18 protein-coding genes are annotated in these 22,792 nt (G+C 42.4%); 13 read left to right on the forward strand and 5 right to left on the reverse strand.

Annotated features, from left to right (window positions below):
* Positions 1-30 precede the first annotated feature (30 nt).
* Complete coding sequence (gene speE / locus CWB80_RS18040; protein WP_054554422.1) at positions 31-894, reverse strand: polyamine aminopropyltransferase; 864 nt, start codon at positions 892-894, stop codon at positions 31-33.
* Positions 895-1,092: 198 nt separating this feature from the next.
* Between speE and speA the strand changes: the two genes are divergently transcribed.
* The 4 genes from speA to CWB80_RS18060 are packed head-to-tail and all read left to right on the forward strand — an operon-like array spanning position 1,093 to position 6,072.
* Positions 1,093-2,973, forward strand: a complete 1,881-nt coding sequence (gene speA, locus CWB80_RS18045) for a biosynthetic arginine decarboxylase (protein WP_054554514.1) — start codon at positions 1,093-1,095, stop codon at positions 2,971-2,973.
* A gap of 21 nt (positions 2,974-2,994) precedes the next feature.
* Positions 2,995-3,873, forward strand: a complete 879-nt coding sequence (gene yihG / locus CWB80_RS18050) for a 1-acylglycerol-3-phosphate O-acyltransferase, YihG family (protein WP_054554421.1) — start codon at positions 2,995-2,997, stop codon at positions 3,871-3,873.
* A 28-nt stretch (positions 3,874-3,901) separates the two neighbouring features.
* Positions 3,902-4,825, forward strand: coding sequence for a 1-acylglycerol-3-phosphate O-acyltransferase, YihG family (gene yihG, locus CWB80_RS18055; protein WP_138601032.1), 924 nt, complete (start codon positions 3,902-3,904; stop codon positions 4,823-4,825).
* A complete protein-coding gene (locus tag CWB80_RS18060; RefSeq protein ID WP_054554419.1) occupies positions 4,822-6,072 on the forward strand; it encodes a mechanosensitive ion channel family protein in 1,251 nt (416 codons plus the stop codon). Before yihG (CWB80_RS18055) ends, CWB80_RS18060 begins: the two co-directional genes overlap by 4 nt.
* Here the strand turns inward: CWB80_RS18060 and chrA are convergent.
* Positions 6,069-7,205, reverse strand: coding sequence for a chromate efflux transporter (gene chrA, locus CWB80_RS18065; RefSeq protein ID WP_138601034.1), 1,137 nt, complete (start codon positions 7,203-7,205; stop codon positions 6,069-6,071). The two genes, CWB80_RS18060 and chrA, sit on opposite strands and share 4 nt — an antisense overlap.
* A 119-nt stretch (positions 7,206-7,324) precedes the next feature.
* On the opposite strand from chrA, the gene CWB80_RS18070 reads away from it, so the two are divergent.
* Both CWB80_RS18070 and CWB80_RS18075 read left to right on the forward strand, forming a co-directional pair.
* Positions 7,325-8,104: a substrate-binding periplasmic protein gene (locus tag CWB80_RS18070; RefSeq protein ID WP_171041555.1), complete on the forward strand. Its 780-nt coding sequence runs from the start codon at positions 7,325-7,327 to the stop codon at positions 8,102-8,104.
* An 80-nt stretch (positions 8,105-8,184) separates the two neighbouring features.
* Positions 8,185-8,817 carry a YiaD family glycine zipper/OmpA-like lipoprotein gene (locus CWB80_RS18075; RefSeq protein WP_054562840.1) on the forward strand — a complete coding sequence of 211 codons (633 nt, stop codon included), beginning with the start codon at positions 8,185-8,187 and terminating at the stop codon, positions 8,815-8,817.
* A 224-nt stretch (positions 8,818-9,041) separates the two neighbouring features.
* On the opposite strand, the gene CWB80_RS18080 is transcribed toward CWB80_RS18075, so the two are convergent.
* A complete protein-coding gene (locus CWB80_RS18080; protein ID WP_138601038.1) occupies positions 9,042-10,814 on the reverse strand; it encodes an ABC transporter transmembrane domain-containing protein in 1,773 nt (590 codons plus the stop codon).
* A 77-nt stretch (positions 10,815-10,891) separates the two neighbouring features.
* Here CWB80_RS18080 and CWB80_RS18085 point away from each other — a divergent pair, with 77 nt between their 5' ends.
* The 6 genes from CWB80_RS18085 to CWB80_RS18110 all read left to right on the forward strand — a co-directional run bounded on the left by CWB80_RS18085 (position 10,892) and on the right by CWB80_RS18110 (position 20,144).
* Positions 10,892-11,296, forward strand: coding sequence for a DUF3224 domain-containing protein (locus CWB80_RS18085; protein ID WP_054554415.1), 405 nt, complete (start codon positions 10,892-10,894; stop codon positions 11,294-11,296).
* Position 11,297: 1 nt separating this feature from the next.
* Complete coding sequence (locus tag CWB80_RS18090) at positions 11,298-11,477, forward strand: DUF4177 domain-containing protein (protein ID WP_054554414.1); 180 nt, start codon at positions 11,298-11,300, stop codon at positions 11,475-11,477.
* Complete coding sequence (locus CWB80_RS18095) at positions 11,477-12,094, forward strand: LysE family translocator (RefSeq protein WP_054554413.1); 618 nt, start codon at positions 11,477-11,479, stop codon at positions 12,092-12,094. Before CWB80_RS18090 ends, CWB80_RS18095 begins: the two co-directional genes overlap by 1 nt.
* A 187-nt stretch (positions 12,095-12,281) precedes the next feature.
* Positions 12,282-15,176 (forward strand): TonB-dependent receptor, encoded by a 2,895-nt coding sequence (locus CWB80_RS18100; RefSeq protein ID WP_138601040.1) that lies wholly within the window; start codon positions 12,282-12,284, stop codon positions 15,174-15,176.
* 22 nt (positions 15,177-15,198) lie between these two features.
* Positions 15,199-19,503 (forward strand): alpha-1,6-glucosidase domain-containing protein, encoded by a 4,305-nt coding sequence (locus CWB80_RS18105; RefSeq protein ID WP_138601042.1) that lies wholly within the window; start codon positions 15,199-15,201, stop codon positions 19,501-19,503.
* Positions 19,504-19,601: 98 nt separating this feature from the next.
* Positions 19,602-20,144 carry a PH domain-containing protein gene (locus tag CWB80_RS18110; RefSeq protein ID WP_054554410.1) on the forward strand — a complete coding sequence of 181 codons (543 nt, stop codon included), beginning with the start codon at positions 19,602-19,604 and terminating at the stop codon, positions 20,142-20,144.
* Here CWB80_RS18110 and CWB80_RS18115 read toward each other — a convergent pair.
* Both CWB80_RS18115 and CWB80_RS18120 read right to left on the reverse strand, forming a co-directional pair.
* Positions 20,141-21,931 (reverse strand): alkaline phosphatase D family protein, encoded by a 1,791-nt coding sequence (locus tag CWB80_RS18115; protein WP_138601045.1) that lies wholly within the window; start codon positions 21,929-21,931, stop codon positions 20,141-20,143. The genes CWB80_RS18110 and CWB80_RS18115 overlap by 4 nt on opposite strands.
* Before the next feature lie 62 nt (positions 21,932-21,993).
* The gene (locus CWB80_RS18120; RefSeq protein ID WP_054554408.1) at positions 21,994-22,338 is read right to left on the reverse strand and encodes a rhodanese-like domain-containing protein; all 345 of its coding nucleotides are present in this window, start codon (positions 22,336-22,338) and stop codon (positions 21,994-21,996) included.
* A 145-nt stretch (positions 22,339-22,483) separates the two neighbouring features.
* Here CWB80_RS18120 and CWB80_RS18125 point away from each other — a divergent pair, with 145 nt between their 5' ends.
* Complete coding sequence (locus CWB80_RS18125) at positions 22,484-22,789, forward strand: ArsR/SmtB family transcription factor (protein WP_054554407.1); 306 nt, start codon at positions 22,484-22,486, stop codon at positions 22,787-22,789.
* Positions 22,790-22,792: the final 3 nt, after the last annotated feature.

A 22,792-nucleotide genomic window follows, 5' to 3' on the forward strand; every position in this document is an offset into this window, starting at 1 on the left:
ATGAGCCCTTTTTTCATTTAGTCAAAACGCTTACTTTTTCTCGAAAGCACGTTTCATATAATTAGGTGTGGCTAATGCACCGTGGTGAATACCTGCATTATAGTATTCAGTGCTTTGCGCAAGTTTATTGGCATCATCTTCACGAAAACCAGCGAACGCTTCTGACTTACGAGCAAGCGTTACAGACCATAAACCACTTGGATAAATTGGTTGTGGGAAAGGCAGCGTTTGTAAGTCAACAAAGCCCACTTCAGTCATTGCATCACGCATTTCAACTAAAAGTGGCATGTGCATAAGTGGCGATTCACTTTGTTGAATTAAGATGCCACCCGGGCGAAGTGCAGTTAAACAGCTGGTATAGAAAGCGTGGTTAAATAAACCTTCGCCTGGGCCAACTGGATCTGTACCATCAACAATTACTACATCGATTGATTCTGGCGCTGCTTCGCGCATGTACTTGATGCCGTCATCAAACATCACTGTAGCACGCGGATCTTGATTTGATTCACACAGCTCAGGGAAGTATTTAAGTGACATTTGTGTCACGACTTCGTCGATATCAATTTGCGTTACGTTTTCAACACTTGGGTGTTTTAATACTTCGCGTAAAGTACCGCAGTCACCACCACCAATGATCACAACATTTTTTGGATTTGGGTGTGCAAGCAGTGCCGGATGGCTGATCATCTCGTGGTAAAAAAAGTTTTCACGGCTACTTACCATAGTGCAACCGTCAATAATCATCAGATTACCGAAGTCAGTTGTTTCGTACATTTCTACTTTTTGAAATGGCGATTGCTGTTCATCAAGCTTTTTAGTAATGCGTAATGAAAAGGCACTACCATCACGGTCACTAATTTCAGTGAACCAGTTATTTTGATCTAAATTAGCCATCTTGCTTATACACTTTTGGTTAATGGTAAAAAAGGGGTGCAATTCTGCCAGTGCTTGGCTAATTGCTCAATCAAATTTTAATCAGTATAGCGAATATTTTTTATCACTTTGGCATACAGCGCAATTTTTGTTAGCGTGGTCAGCCCTAGCGTATTAAAATGTGCGTTTATATTTAATGAATTTACAGAAGACATTGCCATGACTTGGGGTTTAGATAAAGCACGCGAAACATACAATGTTGCTCACTGGAGTGACGGTTACTTTGACATTAACGCACAAGGTGAGCTGGTGGCTTACCCTGATGGCGATCAAACTAAAGCCGCGGTGTCTTTATCTGAACTGACTGAGCAATTTAAAAAGCAAGGTCTTACCCTACCTGTTTTAGTGCGTTTTACCGATATCTTACAAAATCGCGTTGAAACGCTGACTAGCGCATTTACCAAAGCACGAAATGCCCGTGAATACCAAGGTAGTTATACCTGTGTTTATCCAATTAAAGTTAATCAACAGCGTTCTGTGGTCAGTAAACTACTTGCTCACCCAAGTGGTTTAGTGGGCCTTGAAGCCGGTTCAAAACCTGAGCTGATGGCTATTTTAGGTGTAGCACAAGAGCCAATTACCATCGTTTGTAATGGTTATAAAGACAGTGAGTTTTTACGCTTAGCCTGTATTGGCCAAGGCATGGGTCATAAGGTTCATATTGTTGTAGAAAAACTTTCTGAGCTAACTACTCTATTGGCAGAAATTGATGACCTAGGCATCGAGCCATCAATTGGGATTCGTATTCGCTTAAACTCGGTTGGTAAGGGGAAATGGCAGAATACCGGTGGCGAAAAAGGTAAGTTTGGTTTAACAGCAGGGCAAGTGCTATCTGCGGTTGAGCTGCTTAAATCGCGCAATAAACTTCATTTAATGCAACTAGTGCATTTCCACATCGGCTCGCAAATTGCCAATATCCGCGATATTCATCGCGCACTGCGTGAATGTGCTCGTCACTTTGCAGAGTTAACACAGTTAGGCGTACCACTTAATACCGTGGATGTCGGTGGCGGTTTAGGTGTTGATTACGAAGGCTCTGGGTCACGTAGTTCGTGTTCAATGAACTACAGTGTTGAAGAATATGCGCGTAATGTAGTTAATGCGTTTGCTGAAGTGTGTCAGCAACATGACCTTAAACACCCTGCCATTATTACCGAGTCAGGCCGTGCGTTAACAGCGCACCACGCGGTATTAATTACAGATGTTATTGATGTTGAGCGTGCGCCAAACCATGCAAATCCAACGGCGCCAGAGGCAGGCAGTGTATTGGTACTAGATGAAATGTGGCAGTGTTTACAGCGTTTAACACCGCGAATGGCGTTGGAAATTTATCATGATGCAATGCATCTATTCAGTGAAGCCCATGACCAATATGTGCATGGCCTACTCACTATGCTTGAGTGGGCGAAGCTCGAGCAGTTGTATTTCACAATTTTACATCGTGTTCGTGCATCACTTAGTGAGAATGCCCGTTCACATCGAGAAGTGTTAGACGATTTAAACGAGAAACTTGCCGATAAGCTCTTCGTTAACTTCTCATTATTTCAGTCACTCCCCGATGTCTGGGGGATTGGGCAGTTATTCCCTGTCATGCCAGTTGAAAACTTGCATCAGCCATTAACACAGCGCGCCATTATTCAAGACATTACCTGTGACTCAGATGGGCAAATTCGTGATTATGTCGAAGGCACAGGCATAGAGAGCAGCTTACCTATTCCTGAGTACAAGCAAGGTCAGCAATACCATATTGCAATGTTTTTAGTGGGTGCGTATCAAGAGATTTTAGGTGATTTACATAACCTGTTCGGCGATACAGATTCAGTGCATGTTGAGCTTACAGAAGCAGGCTATCAACTGACTAATGCCATTAAAGGTGACAGTGTTAAGGACGTATTAAAGTTTGTTGATTATGATAGCGAGATTCTTGCTGAAAACTTTGCAAAACGGGTCAACTCACTGGCAATTGATGAGCAATCTAAGGCACAATATTTATCAGAACTAAATGCAGGCCTTGCTGGCTATACGTATTTTGAAGATTAAGCGTTAAAGGAATAAGTAGTAATGTCGATGATCCGTTGTGTGTTCAGTTTTTTATTTTACACCCTCAATACCCTTTTTTGGTTTGTGCCTATTTTTATTTGTGGCCTCATAAAGCTTATTCCAATCAAGCCATTGCAAAAATTAATGAGTTGGATTGCTAAGCAATGCGCCACTATGTGGGTGAGTTGCAACAGCATCAACCAAAACATATTTGCTTCATATAATCTGAACGTGACAGGTCTTGAGCAGTTAAAAGCGAAAGACTGGTACTTGGTGATCGCGAATCATCAAAGCTGGGTCGATATCGTTGTTATGCAACGTCTGTTTAATCGCCGTATTCCGTTTTTAAACTTTTTCTTGAAAAAAGAGCTGATATACGTTCCTTTCTTGGGTCTTGCATGGTGGGCGTTGGATTTCCCATTCATGACTCGTACGAGTAAAGCCCAGTTAAAGAAAAACCCTAAATTGCGTGGCAAAGACTTAGAAACCACGCGCAAAGCCTGTGAAAAGTTTAAAGAAATGCCAGTGAGTATTGTTAACTTTGTTGAAGGTACGCGTTTTACTGAGCAAAAGCATTCTCGCCAAAATAGTCCTTTTGAGCACCTATTAAAGCCGAAAGCGGGCGGGGTTGCGTTTGTTATGCAAGCAATGGGTGAACAAATTTCCAAAGTAGTGAATGTAACCATTCATTACCCTGGTGGTATTCCTAGCTTTGTGGACTTTGCTAGTGGTCGAGTAAAGCAAGTCGATGTGCGAGTAGAAGTGATGGAAGTGAGTCCAAATTTGATTGGGGATTATACGGGCGATGCAGAGTTTAGAGTAAATTTTCAAGCTGAGCTAAATCGAATTTGGGAAGAAAAAAATCAACAGTTAGCCGAATTAGAAGCTAAAACGCAGTAGTATTGCTAACGCAGTCGAGAGCACACATATGTTAAAGAAATTTTTACCAAATTGGTTAACAGGCGTTCTAGTTAGTATTGTCTTGTTTGCTAATGTGATTATTTGGGGCACGCTGGTGCTGCTGTTTGGTGTGCTTAAGTTACTACTGCCATTTAAGGTGGTTAGCGATATTCTTCATTTAGCTTATCGCGGTTGGTGTAAAGGTAACCGCTTTGCCTTGTGGTTAGGTTGCCCAGTAATTGAAATTGATATTAAAGGTAAAGTTACTACAGATGGTTGGTACTTACTTATCTCTAATCATATGAGCTGGCTAGACATTGTTGTTCTGAGTGCAATCGATGTTTTACCCGCGCCAAAGTTTTTCTTAAAAGATGAGCTGAAGTATGTGCCATTCATTGGCACTGGCGCATGGGCTATGGGTATGCCTTTTATGAAGCGGGTGAGCAAAGCGCAACTGGCAAAAAATCCTAAGCTGAAAGGGCTTGATGTTGAGCGCACCAAACGTAGCTGCCGTGATTTTCGTAATCACCCAACAACAATCATTAACTTTGTTGAAGGCACGCGCTTTACAAGTCAAAAGCACAGTAAGCAAAATAGTCCGTTTACTTACCTTTTAAAGCCCAAAGCAGGCGGTATAGCATTTGCTCTTGAGGTGTTAGGTGAGCAATTTGATGCATTATTAAATACCTCGATTATTTATCAGGGGGAGGGCGACCATATTTGCCGTAACCTGATGCGTGGCCGTTTAAACGTGATTAAAGTTGAAGTGCAAGTGCAAGCAATTAGCGCAGAGATGATTGGTGATTATCAGCATGACCGTGCATTTAGAACGGCTTTCCAACAACATATTAATGAGTTGTGGTTACAAAAAGATGCTCAGCTACTAACTTATCACCAAGCTCAGCAAGCTGAGTACCTTGATACCATCAATAAGGAGATTGAAGCGCCATGAAGCAAACTCACCTACAAGAGTTGGTGATGCCTTGGTTTGAATCAATGCCAGACGCGGCGCTAATAAGTGCATTAACCGCTACAGCTATCGGCGTTGGCTCATTACTAATAATTTACATGTTTACCCGTCGCTTATTACTACCGGGTATTCAAAAGGTTGTTACACGCCTGTCTCCTGAGCGTATTGGTGCGCTCACACCTATGCTCAATAAGTTAAACCGTCGTTTTGCAGGGATATTGTGCTGTGTACTTTATTTAGCGACCTTCGATTATGTTTATCCAGTTCATGATGTCGCTGCATTAGTACTTAAAACGGTGGGTCAAATTGCACTGATCATTTACGGTGGCTTCATTTTAAGTAGTGTGGTGAGCATTGCTGGTGGTATTTATAACCAGCTTGATTTTGCGCGCGATATTCCGATTCAGGGCTTGATCCAAGTTGTAAAACTTATCACCTTTATGGTCTGTGCAATCCTCATTGTGAGTATTCTACTTGAGAAATCACCGACTTATATTTTGTCTGGTTTTGGTGCGATAGCGGCGGTAACCTTACTCGTATTCAAAGATACTATTTTAGGGTTTGTCGCCAGTATTCAAATTGCGGCAAATCGACTAGTAACTTACGGTGATTGGATCCAAGTGGATAGCTATGGCGCAGACGGTGAAGTTATCGACCTTGGTTTAAATACAGTAAAAGTGCGTAACTGGGATAACACGATTACAACCATTCCAACTTACATGTTAGTTGCAGGGTCATTTAAAAACTGGCGTGGTATGCAAGAGTCAGGTGGTCGTCGTATCAAGCGTTCTTTAAACATTGATATGAATAGTATTCGTTTGGTGGATGATGCTTTTCGAGAGCAAATTGATGATGCAATTCCTTTGCATGACTACATACGAGTAGCAAATTTACCTAACCCAGTAACAAATCTTGGCTTATTTAGACGTTATGCTGAAGGTTACTTAAAGCAACATGAAAAAATTAATCGTGATTTAACTTTAATGGTGCGAGAGCTGCAACCAATAAATCATGGTTTACCTATTGAGTTTTATTGCTTTAGTGAGGATAAGCGCTGGATTTCATACGAGCACTTGCAAGCAGAGATCATGGATCATCTACTTGCTGTACTGCCTATTTTTGGGCTTAGACCTTATCAAAGTGTTACGGGTCAGTTGAGCACAAGCGAAGCCCAAACTGGCTTAAAGCCTAGTATCAAGGTAGCTAATCCTCCACGTGAGAAAGCTTAAAGCTGACCAATCAATAAGCTAATCGTAATAAAGCCTAACAAAAGCCACCAAATAGGTGGCTTTGCCATTCTTAGCCATGTAAATGCTGCAATGACTAAAGCTACTTGCCATAGATTTTGCACTGCCGATTGCCAAATCGGTGAATAAAGAGCAGCGGCTAAAAACCCCACTACAGCGGCATTTAGCGCTGCGATACTGCCTGCAAAGCGTGGCTTATCTGCTAACTGTAACCAGCTTTTCATAAAGGCTAACATCAACAAAAAACCAGGTAAGAAAATCAGGATGGTCGCGACAATAGCACCTACAAGTGGAATGCTTGGTGTAACTTGTGCGCCTAAATAAGTAGCGATAGTAAACATCGGTCCAGGTATGGCTTGGGCACTGGCATAAGCCGATAAAAACTGCTCAGTTTCAAGGCTCGGTACACCAGCATGTAAAATAGGTAACACAACGTGACCGCCACCAAAGACCATAGCGCCAGTTTGATAAAATGGGGCAAACACAGAAAACCATTCACCGAAAGGTAAAAAACTAATTAATAACAAGATGGCAAATAAGCCAAGTGGTAACCAAGCTATTTTCACTGATTTTTGCTCTTGGCTTTCAGGTAATTTAAGTTGTGGATAGCACCAACCTATAGCCGCTGCTGCAATAAGTACTAAAATTTGGCTCGATAATTGTGAGAAAATAATCAATACAACAGTACTTAGCACTGCTATAAGTTTATGTAAGCGGTTTTTGCAAAAGCTCATTGCCATGCTATTGGTTGCATCGGCAACAATCACTACTGCAAAGAGTTTTAGCCCAGCAATTACTGCAAAGTATATATCACCAAATTGATGAGCGCTTAGAGCCAGAAAAAACATGATTAAAAATGAGGGTAGGGTAAACCCAATAAAAGCGCACAGGCCACCCAATACCCCTCCTTTTTCAACCCCCATCGCAAAGCTAACTTGACTCGAACCTGGGCCCGGTAATGCTTGGCTAAGACTAATCAGTTGGGCATAGCGTTCAGCAGAAAGCCATTTTAAATTATCAACAAAGTGGCGTTTGAAGTAACCAAGGTGTGCTGCAGGGCCACCAAAGCTCATACAGCCTAATAAAAAGAATTGCTTAAATATGATGAATAACATTGATTTGCCATCAGTAATTTTTTTCAATTATGACAAAATTGTATGACATTTTTGTGGTTTTTATGACACAAGGCCGTCTACAATATACAGAACCAGTGAACGTAGTCATGAGTATCACTATGAAACACTACATTGCAAGTTTGTTGTTATTTTTTTTCAGTGGCTTAGTATCTGCGAACTCTTACGAGAAAGTGTTGGTGGCTGTTGATCATGCGCCCCCTTATGGCATGATTTCTGATGATGGTAAAGTGAGTGGCGCAATTGTTGATATTATGCGTGAAATGCAACCTAGCTTACCAATTAAGTTTGAGTATGTTGCTTGCCCATTTTCTCGTTGTTTAAAGATGCTTGAGCAAAATGAGCTGGATGTGATGGGCGGCCTTATTCGCACAGAAGCGCGCGAACAAAAAATGCAGTTTCTTACCCCGCCGTATATGATGCTGTCGTCTTCTTTCGTGTTTTATGCAAAAGCTGATAGCGAGCTTAAAATAAACAATTACCAAGACCTAGTCGGTAAGCGCATTGCGATAATGCGAGGTGCTGCGCATTTTCCCCGCTTCGACACTGATAAAACCCTCACTAAAATCGAGGCTTTAAGCGAACATAATGCTTTTGAGATGTTATTAAAAAATCGTGTTGATTTAGTGATTGCTGTTGAAGAGACTGCAGATCATGCCTCCGTTTTTTTGCAGCGACCTTCACAAGAAATTGTAAAAATGCCTTATCGCTATAAAGATGTTATTTATGGTCACATTGCCCTAAGTAAACAGTTTGCAAGCTCGAGTTTAGCCGAAAAAATTCAAGAGCGCCTCAATACCTTAGTCCTCAATGGCCGTTTAACAGAATTGGTCAAAAGTTATAACTTACCTCCGGTTACTGCTGTAGCAATCGATAAGTAACCCATTCTTCATAGTTTGTTCATAGACGTTCATTCATAATTGTTAACAATTCAATTTGAATAATTGCCATGGAGAGACACATGACTTTTACAAAATCAGTTTTAACAGTGGGCGTATTAGCCGTTTTATTGACAGGTTGTGAGACAACGAATACAGGTAAAGGCGCTGCGATTGGTGCTGCTACAGGTGCCGTTCTAGGTAAAGCAACTGGCGACCACGATGATAAACGTATCTTCATTGGTGCGGCTATTGGTGCATTAGCAGGTGCAGCCGTTGGCGATTATATGGATAAGCAAGAAGAAGCATTTCGCGATGAGCTAGCAGGCTCAGGTGTTGAAGTGGTTCGTGAAGGCGACAATATTCGTCTAGTCATGCCATCAAATATTACTTTTGCAACTGACCAATCTTATATTTCGTCGGGCTTTCATAGCACCTTAGATGCGATTGCTAAGGTGATGAATAAATACGAAAAAACCTACTTAAGCGTAGAAGGTCATACCGACAGCACAGGTAAAGATAGCTACAATATGACGTTATCTCAACAACGTGCGCAAAGCGTAAAAGATTACTTAGTGAATCATCAGATTATGTCTGCGCGTATCAGCACACGAGGCTATGGTGAAACACGTCCCGTGGCAAGCAATGACTCAGCAAATGGCCGAGCGTTAAACCGCCGCGTAGAAATTCAGATCGTACCGAATACACAAGGTTAGATATTATACCAATCCGCGATAATACTTAATTATTTTGAGGGATAAAACCTGTCGTTAACTGCGTTAAAAATTTCTGATTTAGAACAACTAAATAACGAAATTTTTGCCTTGCTATCAACGAGGTTTTATTGCCTCAAAATAGACTACTTAATTAAGCGAATTGGTATTTCATCTAGATTTGTGGTCAGGTTTGATATGCCCTTTCAAACCTGACATTTCCCTTCTTAATCTCGATTAAACTGTAATTCGCACAATTGTTTATACAATGGGTTAGTCTCAAACAATTGCTGATGCGTACCCGTTGCAATAATTTCTCCTTTATCCATCACGACAATCACATCGGCGTGTTTAACCGTTGCCAAACGATGGGCAATGATCAGTGTTGTTCTGTCTTTCATTAGATGCTCAAGGGCAGCTTGTACATGAAACTCACTTTGTGCGTCGAGTGCACTGGTTGCTTCATCAAGCAATAAAATTGCAGGGTCTTTTAATATTGCGCGGGCCAGAACTATGCGTTGTTTTTGCCCACCTGAAAGCCTAACACCTTGCTCCCCTAAAAAGCTGTGGTAACCATCTGGTAGTTGACTAATAAACTCATCGGCATGGGCATATTTGGCCGCCGCATATACTTGCTCGTCGCTGGCGCTTGGGTTGCCATAACGTATGTTATGCATTACGTCTGAGCTAAATAAAATTGGGTTTTGTGCCACCATCCCCATTTGCTGGCGTAAGCAATCAAGAGAGAGTGCTTTTATGTTTATTCCTGCCAGCGAAATACTCCCTGAACTTGGGTCGTAAAAGCGCTGCAGTAACTCAAACAACGTTGTTTTACCAGCCCCCGATGGGCCAACGATAGCAAGAGTTTGACCTTGTTTTACTTGTAAATTCAGCGTATTTAAAGCGGCTTTATCTGGCCTTGAAGGGTAATGAAAAGATACCTCATTAAACTCGATAGCAGGGTGATTAAGTTTGTTTGCTTCAAGTTGTGCATCATGATTTGTATCTGGACTTTTGATCATGCTTTCAACGGCAAGTAGCTCTAACAGCCGTGCTGCTGCACCTGCGGCTCTTTGCAGCTCACCATACACTTCGGCAACGGTTGCTACAGACATCGCCACCATAATCGCATAGAACACGAAAGCACCTAGCTCACCACCTGTCATAGTGCCAGCTAATACGTCACTGCCACCAACCCAAAGCATCACGCTAATAGCACTAAAGGTCAGAAATATCACCGCTGCAATCAAAAACGAGCGCTGTTTGATTCGGCTCTTCGCTACTTGAAACGCCTTGTTGGTCTCTTCGCTAAATGCTGCTTTTTCACGTTCTTCATGGCTATAACTTTGCACTACTTTAATATTTTGAATGATCTCACCAGCATAGGTGCTGATATCGGCAATGGCATCTTGGCTTGAGCTTGCCAGTTTTCTTACTTTTCGGCCAAAAATCATCATCGGCACTAATACTACTGGTACGCAGGCAACAACGACAAGGGTCAGCTTTAAGTTGGTAATTAGTAACATAGCCAAGCCACCAATCAGCATTAAACTACTACGTAGTGCCATTGAAAAAGAGGAACCAATGATAGATTGCAATAAGGTGGTGTCGGTGGTCAGGCGCGACATCAGCTCGCCACTACGGTTTTCTTCAAAGTAGCTGGGGTGTAGTGTCACGATGCGATCAAACACGGCTTTACGGATATCGTTACTGACTCGCTCACCAATCCACGACATTAAATAAAAGCGACAAAAAGTACCTACAGCTAATAAGCTTATTAAACCAATCAACACCATTACTGCTTGTTGAAGCTGAGCTTGTGAGCCTGCAATAAAGCCATGGTCGATAACAAATTTAACGCCTTGTCCGAGTGATAAGTTAACAGCGGCCGTAAGCAGCAAGGCGCCAAGGGCTGCAAACACCACCCATTTATAGGGTTTAATAAAAGCTAAAATCGGTAACAGGCTGCTAAATGCGGCCTTTTCTTTATTGGTAGACATGCTAGATTCTTGTTGATGAATAGGGTATAGATATGGTTATCAATGCTCTAAAAATCAACAGTTATTAAGGGATTAGTATGGAATCTACAACGATCAGTGGTCAATTCACCGTAAAATTAAACCCAATTGGCGGCTATGCCACAGGGCAAGATGGCGTAAATTTAGGACGTATGTCGATTGATAAACAGTTTTCAGGTCCATTAGAAGCAACAAGCCAAGGCGAAATGCTCAGTGCCATGACTGCAACTCAGGGCAGTGCAGGTTATGTAGCGATAGAGCAAGTTGTTGGTAGCTTAGAAGGTAAGCAAGGCAGTTTTGTGCTGCAACATTTTGGCACCATGGATAAAGGGGCTGACCGATTGATTTTAGAAGTGGTACCAGACTCAGGCGCAGGTGAACTTGAAGGTATTTCTGGTAAAATGGCAATTCGAATTGAATCGGGTATTCATCATTATGACTTTGAATACCAACTGACGGACTAACATGCAAAAAGTTGTAGAGTTTAAAAAGAAACGCTTTTTTGGCGGCATCGATATTGATGCATTAAATCAACGAGTGTTCGAATTAGGACAAGCAGGTTGGCAAGTGAAAACCATCACTACAGCAACAGGGGTTTATGGTCAGATAACATCCGTTTTATTGCTAATCGAGAATAACGAATAATGACACTAACTGAGTGGTTGAGTTTAGTTTTAATTTGCGTGATGGGAGCGATGTCGCCGGGGCCGAGTTTAGCTGTGGTTTTAAAACACAGTTTACATGGCGGTATGAAGAATGGCATGTTAGCGGCGTTAAGCCATGGTATTGGGGTTGGCTTTTATGCGTGTGCCTCGTTACTTGGTTTAGGTGCGCTGATGACTCAGTTGCCAACGCTTTATCAAGTGCTGGTCTATGGCGGTGCAGCCTATCTCGCATATTTAGGTATTCGTATTCTGTTAGCTAAACCCAGCTCGCAAACATTGAATGTTGAGCAGACTAAGCCGAGTCCTCGTAGCGCATTGCAAGATGGCTTTGCTATTGCCTTTTTAAACCCAAAACTTGCGGTGTTCTTTTTAGCACTGTTTTCGCAATTTATTGATCCTGAAAAGCTGACTTTGCAAGTTGGTTTAATCATGTGTTTAACGGTATTTGTGCTTGATACGGGCTGGTATCTAGTTGTTGCACTGTTAACCGACATATCAAAAAAGCGTTTTGGTTTCACCAAGACAAATCCATGGCTCGAAAAATTGCTAGGGATAATCTTTATTGCTCTAGCTGTTCGCGTCGTTATTACTTTATAAATCCCTCTATATTGCGATTACATCACTAATAGAAAAGGGTTGTGATCGCTGCTCTCCCCAGCAAGCTCCTATTGCATACGTATTCATCACACAATATTTACCTTTTGGTTACACTTTATTGGTTGTTTTTTGACAACAACAATAACCACAAATACAACACCTCCAACGACAACAGGGTGGAAATCCAATGGGGAAATTCAAGCTAAGTGCGCTTATGCTGGCTTTAGTGGCAGCAAATAGTGCAATAGCGGCGACGGAAGAAGAACGCACATCAGCAAAGGAAATCGATCCTGAGCTTGAAGTAATCGAAGTGCGCGGCTTTAGTCGCAGCTTAATTCAATCATTAAATCAAAAACGCTTTAGCGACACTGTCTCTGAGCAACTATCAGCTGATGACTTAGGGGCATTACCTGATGTGTCTATGGCTGATGCATTAACACGTCTACCGGGGATCTCGGCGGTACGTACCGGAGGCCAAGCTGCCGAAATCAACATTCGCGGTTTATCTGGTGGCTTTGTTTTTTCGACATTAAATGGTCGTGAGCAAGTATCTACTAGTGGTAGTCGCAGTATTGAGTTTGATCAATACCCGTCTGAGTTAATCAGTTCAGCGGCGGTCTACAAGTCGCCAAAGGCATCGCTCATTGAAGGGGGCGTAGCAGGTACGGTAGAGCTACAAACAGCCAGCCCATTGGATAATGACCAGCAACACAAATTTACTGCGAATGTGCGTGGTATGTATAACGACCGTGCTTCAGAGGTCTTTGATGCAACCGAGTACGGCGACCGTATTAGCTTTTCTTACCAAGGTAAGTTTCTTGACGATACGCTAGGTGTCGCAGTGGGTTACGCGCGCTTATTCCAACCAAGTGTGGCGACTCAGTTTATCGGTTTAGCATATAACGGAAACAAAGATGTTGATGGACTGGCAAATGATACCGATGGCCCTGCAGATAATCCTGCCAATGAATACATCAGCGAGGGATTTGAGCTTCAGCACTTAGGTGGTGAAGAAACCCGTAATGGTTATTTAACCTCAATTGAATGGGTGCCAGCCGATAACTTTAAATTAAAGGGTGATGCGTTTTTATCGCGTTTTGATAGCGAGTCATTTGCCCGTGGTTTCCGAGTTAAGTTTGGTGGTCCGTCTGCGGTGTATGCTAACCCAGTGCTTGACGGTAATGCGGTGATTGGTGGTGCGATTAACCGCACATCAAATAGCTTTACCCGTGTTGAAATTGTTAATGATGATAACCAAGATTTCGATGAAGTAGACAGCTACGGCATTAATGCGGATTGGCAAGTTACTGAGCGTTTAAACGTCAATGCTGACGTGTCGCTATCACGTGCTAAGAGTAATTTCCGTAATGGTTTACTTTGGGCATTGGTTGCGGAAGATGCCACCGTTGAGAACCCAGTGTTCGATACCAATGTATCGCTTAACTATCAATTGAACGGCTTAAACTTGCCTGATGTAGGTTTTAACCAAGCCGACGCATTTAGCGATATTGACCGAGTTATGGTCAGTAAATACGGTATTTACCCGTATGAAAATGAAGATGAAGTAAAAGCATTTCGACTCGATTTTAAGTATGAGTTAGAGAATAACTGGTTTAGCTCCATTGAATTTGGCGCTCGTTATTCAGACCGTGAGTACAGCAATAATCGCTCTGTATTTGAATACGGTAACGACGGTGCATTTTCTTCGACTCAACCACCGCTTCGCCTTACCGATGACATGGCTACAGTCGTCAATTGGCAAGGTGAGTTTAGTTATTTCCCATCATATCTAGCGATAGATTTAGATAAAGCACTTAACGCATGGTTCCCAAATGGTATTCCGCAACCAGTACAAACCTGGGGTAATGCTGATGGTGTTGTTGATTTAGATGGTGATGGTGAGCCAGATGCACAAGACTATACCACTAACTATTCATGGACCATGTTGCAAAGTGGTTCAGTGTATGAAGAAGTGGTGTCCGCTTACCTTATGCTTAACATTGATACTGAAATTGGCAAGCTGCCAATCACAGGTAATATTGGTATTCGCCGAGTAGATACCGATCAGTCCGCGACGGTGCTTGAAAACGTCGGTGGTGACCCACAACTCGGTGCGCAGTATATTGTTGATGACAATGGCATTGTTAACGACCTTTATGCACCAAGCGTGTTAGGCATAAAATACACAGACTACCTGCCTTCATTAAACCTAAACTTTAAAGTGAGTGACGCGACACAAATTCGTTTTGCTGCGGCAAAAGTGATGGCGCGTGCTCCGATTAACCGTTTAGCAGGCGATGCCAGTGCATCGGTTAACAATGACGGCGAAATTAACGGTTCAAGTACTAATAACCCATTCTTAAAACCTTTTTATGCTGATCAATACGATATCTCGTACGAGCAATACTTTGAAGACACCGATGGTGCACTGGTTGTTGCTGCGTTTTATAAGAATATCGACTCATTCATAGATACGGTAGCCATAGAGAACTTTGACTTTAAGGGTAATGGTTTTAACGTACCAGAATACATTATTGACCCTGTCAGCGGTGAGCAAATCGAAACTACTAATGGGGTGTACACCACTGCGGTTAACAATGCCAAAGGCGGTTATATTCGTGGTATTGAGCTTGCCTATACGCAAGTTTTCTCATTCTTACCCTCACCGTTTGAAGGCCTAGGTATTAACGCCAGTTACTCGTATACCGAGAGTGAGGTGCAATCTATTACCGATTTAGGTGGTGATTCTGTGTCGCAAGACTTGCCTGGCCTATCAAACAATGTCTTTAACGGCACACTTTTTTACAGCTATGAAAACTTTGAAACACGTTTGAATGTTCGTTATCGCGATGATTTTGTTTCAGAGCAAGTTGCTGTCAATGAGCAAGTGGTGAATTTTGATGCAGAAACGGTTGTCGATTTCCAAACATCGTATCAGTTCACAGATTCATTCGGCATGTTATTACAAGTAAATAACTTAACCGATGAACCAACACAAAGCTATTTTGGAACAACCAGTAAAACAGGCACCACGCAATTCTTTGGTCGTCAGTTTTATCTGGGTTTTACCTATAACCATTGATCAGTAAGCTGGAGATAATAATATGAAAGTAATAGCTAATTTAAACCGCTTACTGATTGCATGTAGCATGGTATTGCTAACTGCATGTGGTGGTGGCGCAAGTGACGATATAGATTCTGGGCAAGTTTTATTAACTTGTAGCGTACCGCAAATCCCTAATGAAGCAGGGACTGAGTGTGTAGATCCACCACCAATTAGTTGTAAAGGCAATTCCGTACCAGATGAAAATAATGAGAGCTGCGTAGTAGGCGCTGATCCCACTTTGCCTGATCCTGTGGTTTTCCCTGCAGACGACGAAGCCATCTTATTCTATAACCGCACAGATAAAATCTATGAAGGATACCGTTTACACTCATGGAATAACGATGACTGTGATGCTTACGCTGCACCGTTTGATGCCACTGATTGGGCCAATGGTCATGAATACGATGGTGTTGACCCTAACTACGGCGCGTATTGGATTGTAAAACTAAAAGAGGGTTACAACGAGTGTGCTAACTTCATTGTGCATATTGGAACCGAAGGGTCCGGCAAAGCGTTTGGTGATGTTGACTTAAAAATGCCATTGATGCAGGACGATGAAAAGTTCCAACGTATGAACTTTACTTTTCATGGTGAACCGTCTGTTTTTGAATTCCCAATTTTGAGTTTAGGAGTGAGTCTTTCAGGTGCCTCAGCACATTGGCTTGACCTCTCAACCTTTGTCTATAATCCAAGTAATGAACTGACTAGTATCATTAAATTACACTCATCAAACAATGCAGATTTAGCAATAGATGAAGACACCGAAGAGCTAAATGGTCAAGTGGTTGAGCTTACATCGACATCTTTAAGTGATGAGCAAATCGCTAAAGTACCACACCTTGCCGGATGGAATGCGTACCAAGGTAACTGGGATGCCGCCGCTGCAAAAGAGCTTATTAAACAACAATTAGTTGTGGCGGGCTATGATGCTGATGGCAAGCTAACAGAAGCCACTTATGTGCAAACCGCTAAAGCCCTAGATGACTTATACACCAGTGGCGAAAGTGATGCTAATGAAGCACAACTTGGTGTGTATTACGCAAATAATGGCATTGATGTGTCGGTATGGGCACCGACTGCAAGCAATATGAAATTAGCGCTGTATGATGCTGATAAAACAGAGCTTGAACAATTTGCGATGACCTTTGATAGCGCAACGGGTATTTGGTCTAGCAATATCGATATTAGTCACGATCGCCATTACTACCGCTTTATGTTTGATGTTTATCACCCAGCGACCAAGCAAATTGAAAGCTTATGGAGCACAGATCCTTACTCATTGAACGTTTCGACCAATGGTTTATATAGCCAATTGATTAACCTTAATGATGAAGATACTAAACCAACCGGCTGGGATGAGCGTATGGTGCCAACGGTTGATTACCCAGAGCAAGCGGTTATTTACGAAGGTCATGTACGTGATTTTAGTGTGCGTGATGAAACTGTCAGTGAAGCAAACCGTGGTAAGTATCTAGCGTTTACTGAACTTGATAGCGCACCAATGCAACATCTTAAAAAGCTGGCAGATAATGGTTTAACCCATTTCCATTTACTGCCACTGACAGATATTGGCACCATAGATGAAGATGCCAGTCAGCGTGTTGATATCACTGCAACCTTAGGTGATTTATGTAGCCGCATTGACGATGATGCCGATGCATGTAAAACCGAAGATAAGAGTTCATTGATAGTTGATTTAATGGCGTCATACCTACCTGGCTCTGATGATGCTCAAGCACTTGCTAATGCAATGCGTGGTGTTGATAGCTTTAACTGGGGTTATGATCCGCATCATTTTATTGCGCCTGAAGGCTCTTACGCTTCATCGCCTGAAGGTATTGCACGAGTCAAAGAAACCCGTGCGATGATCCAGTCTTTACAGGAAATTGGTTTGCGTGTTGTGCTTGATGTTGTTTATAACCACACTACCTCATCAGGTGTTTGGGATAAATCTGTGTTTGATAAACTAGTACCAGGTTACTACCACAGATATAACGAAACAACAGGCATAATGGAACGCTCAACATGTTGTGAGAATACTGCAACAGAACATGTCATGATGGATAAGTTTGTTACTGACTCTATGGTGATTTTAGCCCGTGACTTTGGTTACGATAGCTTCCGCTTTGATGTGATGGGGCATATGCCAAAAGCCTCAATTATGGCAGCGCTTAATGCAGTGCAAGCAGTTGACCCAGATACTTACTTTTACGGTGAAGGATGGAACTTTGATGAAGTCGCAGATAATCGTTTATTTGTGCAAGCTAAACAAATGGATATGGCTGGAACTGAAGTAGGTACCTTTAATGACCGTATTCGTGAAGCAATTCGTGGTGGTGCATTCTTTAGCAATAATGCCACAGATGGCAATTTATCTGAGCAAGATACGTTGCGTTTATCGCTGGCAGGTAACTTACAAAACTACATTCTTAAAGACTTTAAAGGTAATTCAGCAAAAGGTAGCAGCTTTAGTTGGGGTGGTCAGCCAGCAGCTTATGCACTCGACCCAGCTGATAGCATTAACTATGTCTCTAAGCATGATAACGAAACACTATGGGATCAGCTGCAATATAAGCATGGTACTAACTTAAGTATTGAAGAGCGTGTGCGTGTTCACAATATGGCTTTAGCTATGCCGCTGATGAGCCAAGGTATTCCATTTATGCAAATGGGTGCTGATATGCTGCGTTCTAAATCAATGGATCGTAACAGCTATGATTCTGGTGATTGGTTCAACTTTGTTGATTTCAGTATGGATACCAATAACTGGAATGTAGGCCTACCTCCTGCGCAAGATAACCAAGCGAAGTGGGGCGAAATTGCACCTATTTCTGCAAATACGAATGCGCAAGCGATGGCAAGCGACATTGAGTACGCAAGTAATGTATTTACTGAGTTCTTAGCAATTCGTAGTGCCAGCCCATTATTTAGTTTAACCACAGAGCAAGACATTCTAGACCGCGTTGGCTTCCACAATATTGGTAAGCGTCAACAACAAGGCTTAGTCGTGATGAGTATTGATGATGGTGTTGGGTTGACTGACCTAGATAGCCAATACGATGCCATTGTCGTGGTGATGAACGGTACAGAGCAAAGCTTATCGCATACGGTATCAACGGCTGCGGGTTTTGAGCTTCATCCTGTTTTAAAAGCGAGTGTTGACTCAAGTATGTCAGCGGCAAGCTTTATGGCTGGTGAGGGCGAAGGTACCTTTAATGTTCCACCATATACTGTTGCTGTGTTTGTGAAACCACAAGCTGATGCACAAGGTGAAGGCTTAAGTGCTGATGCGACTGTGGGGGCGCCAGATATTGTGCCATTTGGTAGCACAACAGTTTATGTTCGTGGCTCGTTAAATGACTGGGGGACGGCAAATAGCTTTGAATATGTAGGTAATGGCGAGTACAAAATTGCGATTCCTCTAACAGCAGGTAGCTATGAATTTAAAGTGGCTTCTGAAGATTGGTCTACCGTTGATTTTGGTGCGCTTTCTGCCGATGTTGCTGAAGTGATCGAAGGTGAAGATGAGCCGCTAACACGCAGTGGCGCCAATATGACCTTTACGGCGGCAATGGATGCTGTTTATGTGTTCTCATTCGATGCCACAGACACCGATAACCCAGTGCTTAAAATCTATAATGAAGAGCCATTTGTTGGCACCCCAATTTATGTGCGCGGTGACTTCAATAGTTGGGATACCAGTGATGAGTTAATGTACCAAGGCAAAGGTGTTTATACTTTCACTAAACAATTAACTGCAGGTAGCTATAGCTTTAAGTTTGCTTCAAGTGATTGGAATACAGTCGATTATGGCTCAGGTGAAAGTAGCGCAGCGGTTACAGTGGGTACTGAAAAACTACTCGCAGTAAAAGGCGCAAACATGACAATGGATATTGCCAGCGATGGTCAATATCAGTTTGTGTTTGATGCTAGTAACCTTGAAGAGCCACTCATGACCGTATTTAATGCAGAAATGTTTGGCGAAACTCAAGTCTATTTGCGAGGCAGCATGAATAATTGGGATCCAGTGGATCCGTTAATTTATACTGGTGATGCTTTATATAGTACGACACTGGCACTTGAAGTGGGAGAATATGGATTCAAAGTCGCTTCAAGCGACTGGAACACCATAAATTATGGCGGTAGTGGTGATTCACCCATCGCTATTATTGGTGAAGCGACCTTATTAGAAGCCGTTGGGGGCGATATCACCTTGAGTATTGCTGTAGCGGGGGATTATCGTTTTACAGTGCAAGGACCTGATCTGAGTAAATTAACAGTGACGGTTGAAGCAGTGGAATAGCTTTCCCTGCAGTACCCTTAAGCCGGGCTTTGCTCGGCTTTTTTTGTGTTTAATGAAAAGTTTGTATATTGTCATAACTCTCTATCAAGGAGCCTATGATGACAGAAACCAGTTTATTGAGTGCCAGCTTTGATCCAAAAGTAAAACAGTATTGGTTATTACTGGGTATTTTTACCTGTGTGATTAGTATGGTAGGGATCCCTTTCATTCCCATTGTTGCGTTAATAATCTGGCTGGTGGCAGGGCGTATTTTAGCGGCGATGTCAGCCACGTTGTTAACACGTAAGTTAGTGGTAAAACGCGGTGTCTTCTTTAAAGAAGAAAAATCGATCCCACTTGAAAAAATAACTGATGTGGCACTGAGCCAAGGTCCCTTAATGCGCCAATTTGGTCTTTATCGACTGAGTTTTGAAACGGCAGGTCAATCAGGGCAAGGTGCATTAGTATCATTGCTCGGAGTGGTTGATGCAGAGACGTTTCGCGAGGCAATCTTAAAACAAAAAGATGAGATGACTCAAAGCAGCAGTACTAAAGCTGAGCATCAACCTGAAGATAGTCAGTTAGAGCTGCTGCGTTCACTTACTTATAGCGTAAAAAACATTGAGCAAATGTTAGTTACGCTATTAGATGAAAAGCGTTAAACCATTTGTAAAGTAGGGTTACCAGCTTGTACGCTGAGCGCTTTTTGACGCTCGCTAAGCAGTGTGTAATCGGCTGTTTTAACGCTACTTACATAATGCCACTGGGCAAGCGCTTGTTGTTGAGTAAAGGTGACGGTTAAGTAGCCGCGTTCAACTAAGTTATTGTAAGCTAAGTCGTTAACCAATAATGCAATGACTTGCTCAATTTGTGCGACAGCTTCGTTCGATTGCGTATTTAACGCTAAGTAGTTCTCAAGACCTGGTGATGAAACCGAAGATGCTGCAAATTCAACACCAGCTGCGGCTTTAGCAGAAACAGGATTGCTTGCATCAGTGACTAAGTGTCCTGCCCAACTGTTATGCGTATCACCAGCTAAAACGACCAAATTCTTTTGTGCTGCAATTGCAGTCCCAAGTATTTGCTCGCGCTCATAAGCATAGCCATCCCATGCATCAAGATTATAAGGTGCTGTTGTTTCTACACGTGCTCGCTGTTCACTAGTAACCGTTGGATCGCCAGCTAATACGCGCCCTTTAATTTGCGCAAGCTCACTAAATAATGTGTTTGCTTGAGCAAGTAATGCCGAGGGATCAGCACCGTTTGCTTGAGTCACTTGAATATTCATTAGTAACTGTAAAATCTCGAGTGGCAAATGCATTTTGGTCATCAGCACCTGTTGCCCAAGTACTTGCCATTGTGTTGTTGCTGTCGTTAAACCATCAGTCAGCCATGTAAGTTGCTCGTTACCTAATAGAGCACGAGTAGGTGAGCTAATTGCTGCAACAAAGTCAGTTTGTCCTTGGCTGCTGGTTAAGTCGAAATCCGCATAATTAACTTGCTCGTCGCGCGCCAAAACACGGGTATCGAGCATGTGTAATGAAACTAAATTACCAAACTCAAAGCGTCGATAAATACGTTCTTTATCGGCAACATTACGGATAGGCATCCATTCAAAGTATGCTTGTAGCGCATGCATTTTGCGCTCGCTAAATTCACCTTCGCCGTCGTTGTGATTTTCAGCGCCACTATGCCATGTATCATTAGTTATTTCATGGTCGTCCCAAACAGTAATAAATGCACAATGACTATGGGCAGCTTGCAAGTTATCGTCTTTACGATAATGGGCGTAACGTTTGCGATAATCCGCTAAAGAAATGATTTCATCGCTATTGTCATCAGGTAATAAACGGCCAAGTTCGGCGGCATCTTCAGTGGCATAACCTGTATTACCGTATTCATAGATGTAGTCACCTAAGTGCAGTACTGCATCTAAATCGGTTTGTTTTGCGATTTCACCATACACATGGAAGTAGCCTGCAGGATAGTTAGCGCAAGAGACAACGGCAAATTTTACTTGTTCTATGTTGTCGGTTGGAAGTGTTTTACCTGCTCCAGTGGGTGAGGTTTTACCATTACTTATGAAGCGGTAGTAATAGGTGGTGTTGGCATCGAGACCTTGCAGATCAACTTTTAAGGTGAAGTCAGTTGCATCGCTTACCTGTGTTTCGCCATCATGGCTAATGGTTGTAAAGTTAGCATCTGTTGAGGCTTGCCAAACTACGTTAACACTCGTGACGTTTTCAAGAGGGGTTATGCGAGTCCAAATAATTAGACTGTCAGCGAGCGGGTCGCCACTGGCAACACCGTGATCAAAGTTGACAGGGATTTGCTTTGTAGTTTCGTCATCATCGTCATTAAGACTACAGCCCGTTAAACCAAAAGATAAAACGGCGGCTCCAAAACCAGCCGCCGATGCTTTTAAAAAGCGTCTGCGCGTAAAAGTCATTGCTCTGTACCTATAAGTAGAAAAGTACGAGCTTATCCGACCAGTGTTACTGTTCTATGAAGTTAAAACACCTGACAAATTTGTTCTGTATTACAGGTGATTACAGTGACATTTTCGTAGCCAACACGAGTCAGTGCTTCGGCACTGAGTGTGGCGCGGGCACTACTTGCACAGTGTAAGTAAATGGGTCTTGCAGGATCTTTTTCGATTTCCATTAATTTCATTTCAAGTACACCACGTGGGATATTAATTGCACCTGTCGCTGCTTTAGTTGCGTGCTCAGCAGGCTCACGTACGTCAATTAATAAACCATGGTTTTCGCTTAGCTCTTGTTTTGCTTGGTCAGCGCTAATGCGGCGCTGGTTGGGGGCAACAATTTTCATTAAGTCAGGAATTGGTGTCAGCATACTAATCCTCCATGCCAAGTTTTCGTAAAAGGGTGATGTATTTAATATATTAGATAACACTATATTAGTAAATTTTAATATTAGACTTTTCTAATATATCAATCTATACTTTCGCGGCATTTTAAGAATATAGAGTAGTGTGAATATGAACATCGATTTTGCGGCTATGGCCGACAATGTGGAGCAAGCAGAGCAAATGCTAAAGATATTGGCGAATAAAAATCGCTTGATGATCTTATGTTCGCTGCAAGATGGTGAAATGAGCGTGAGCGAATTAAACGAAGCTGTGCCGTTGGCGCAGTCTGCATTATCGCAACACTTAGCGGCGCTGAGAAAAGCTCAGATAGTTGCTACTCGACGCGAAAGCCAAACTATCTATTATCGCGTGGTTGATGAAAATGTAGTATCGATCCTAGCAACTCTATATGGCTTATTTTGCAAAGGTAATTAACCT

The sequence above is a fragment of the Pseudoalteromonas sp. S1650 genome, assembly GCF_005887195.1.
GTDB classification, from domain to species: domain Bacteria; phylum Pseudomonadota; class Gammaproteobacteria; order Enterobacterales; family Alteromonadaceae; genus Pseudoalteromonas; species Pseudoalteromonas simplex.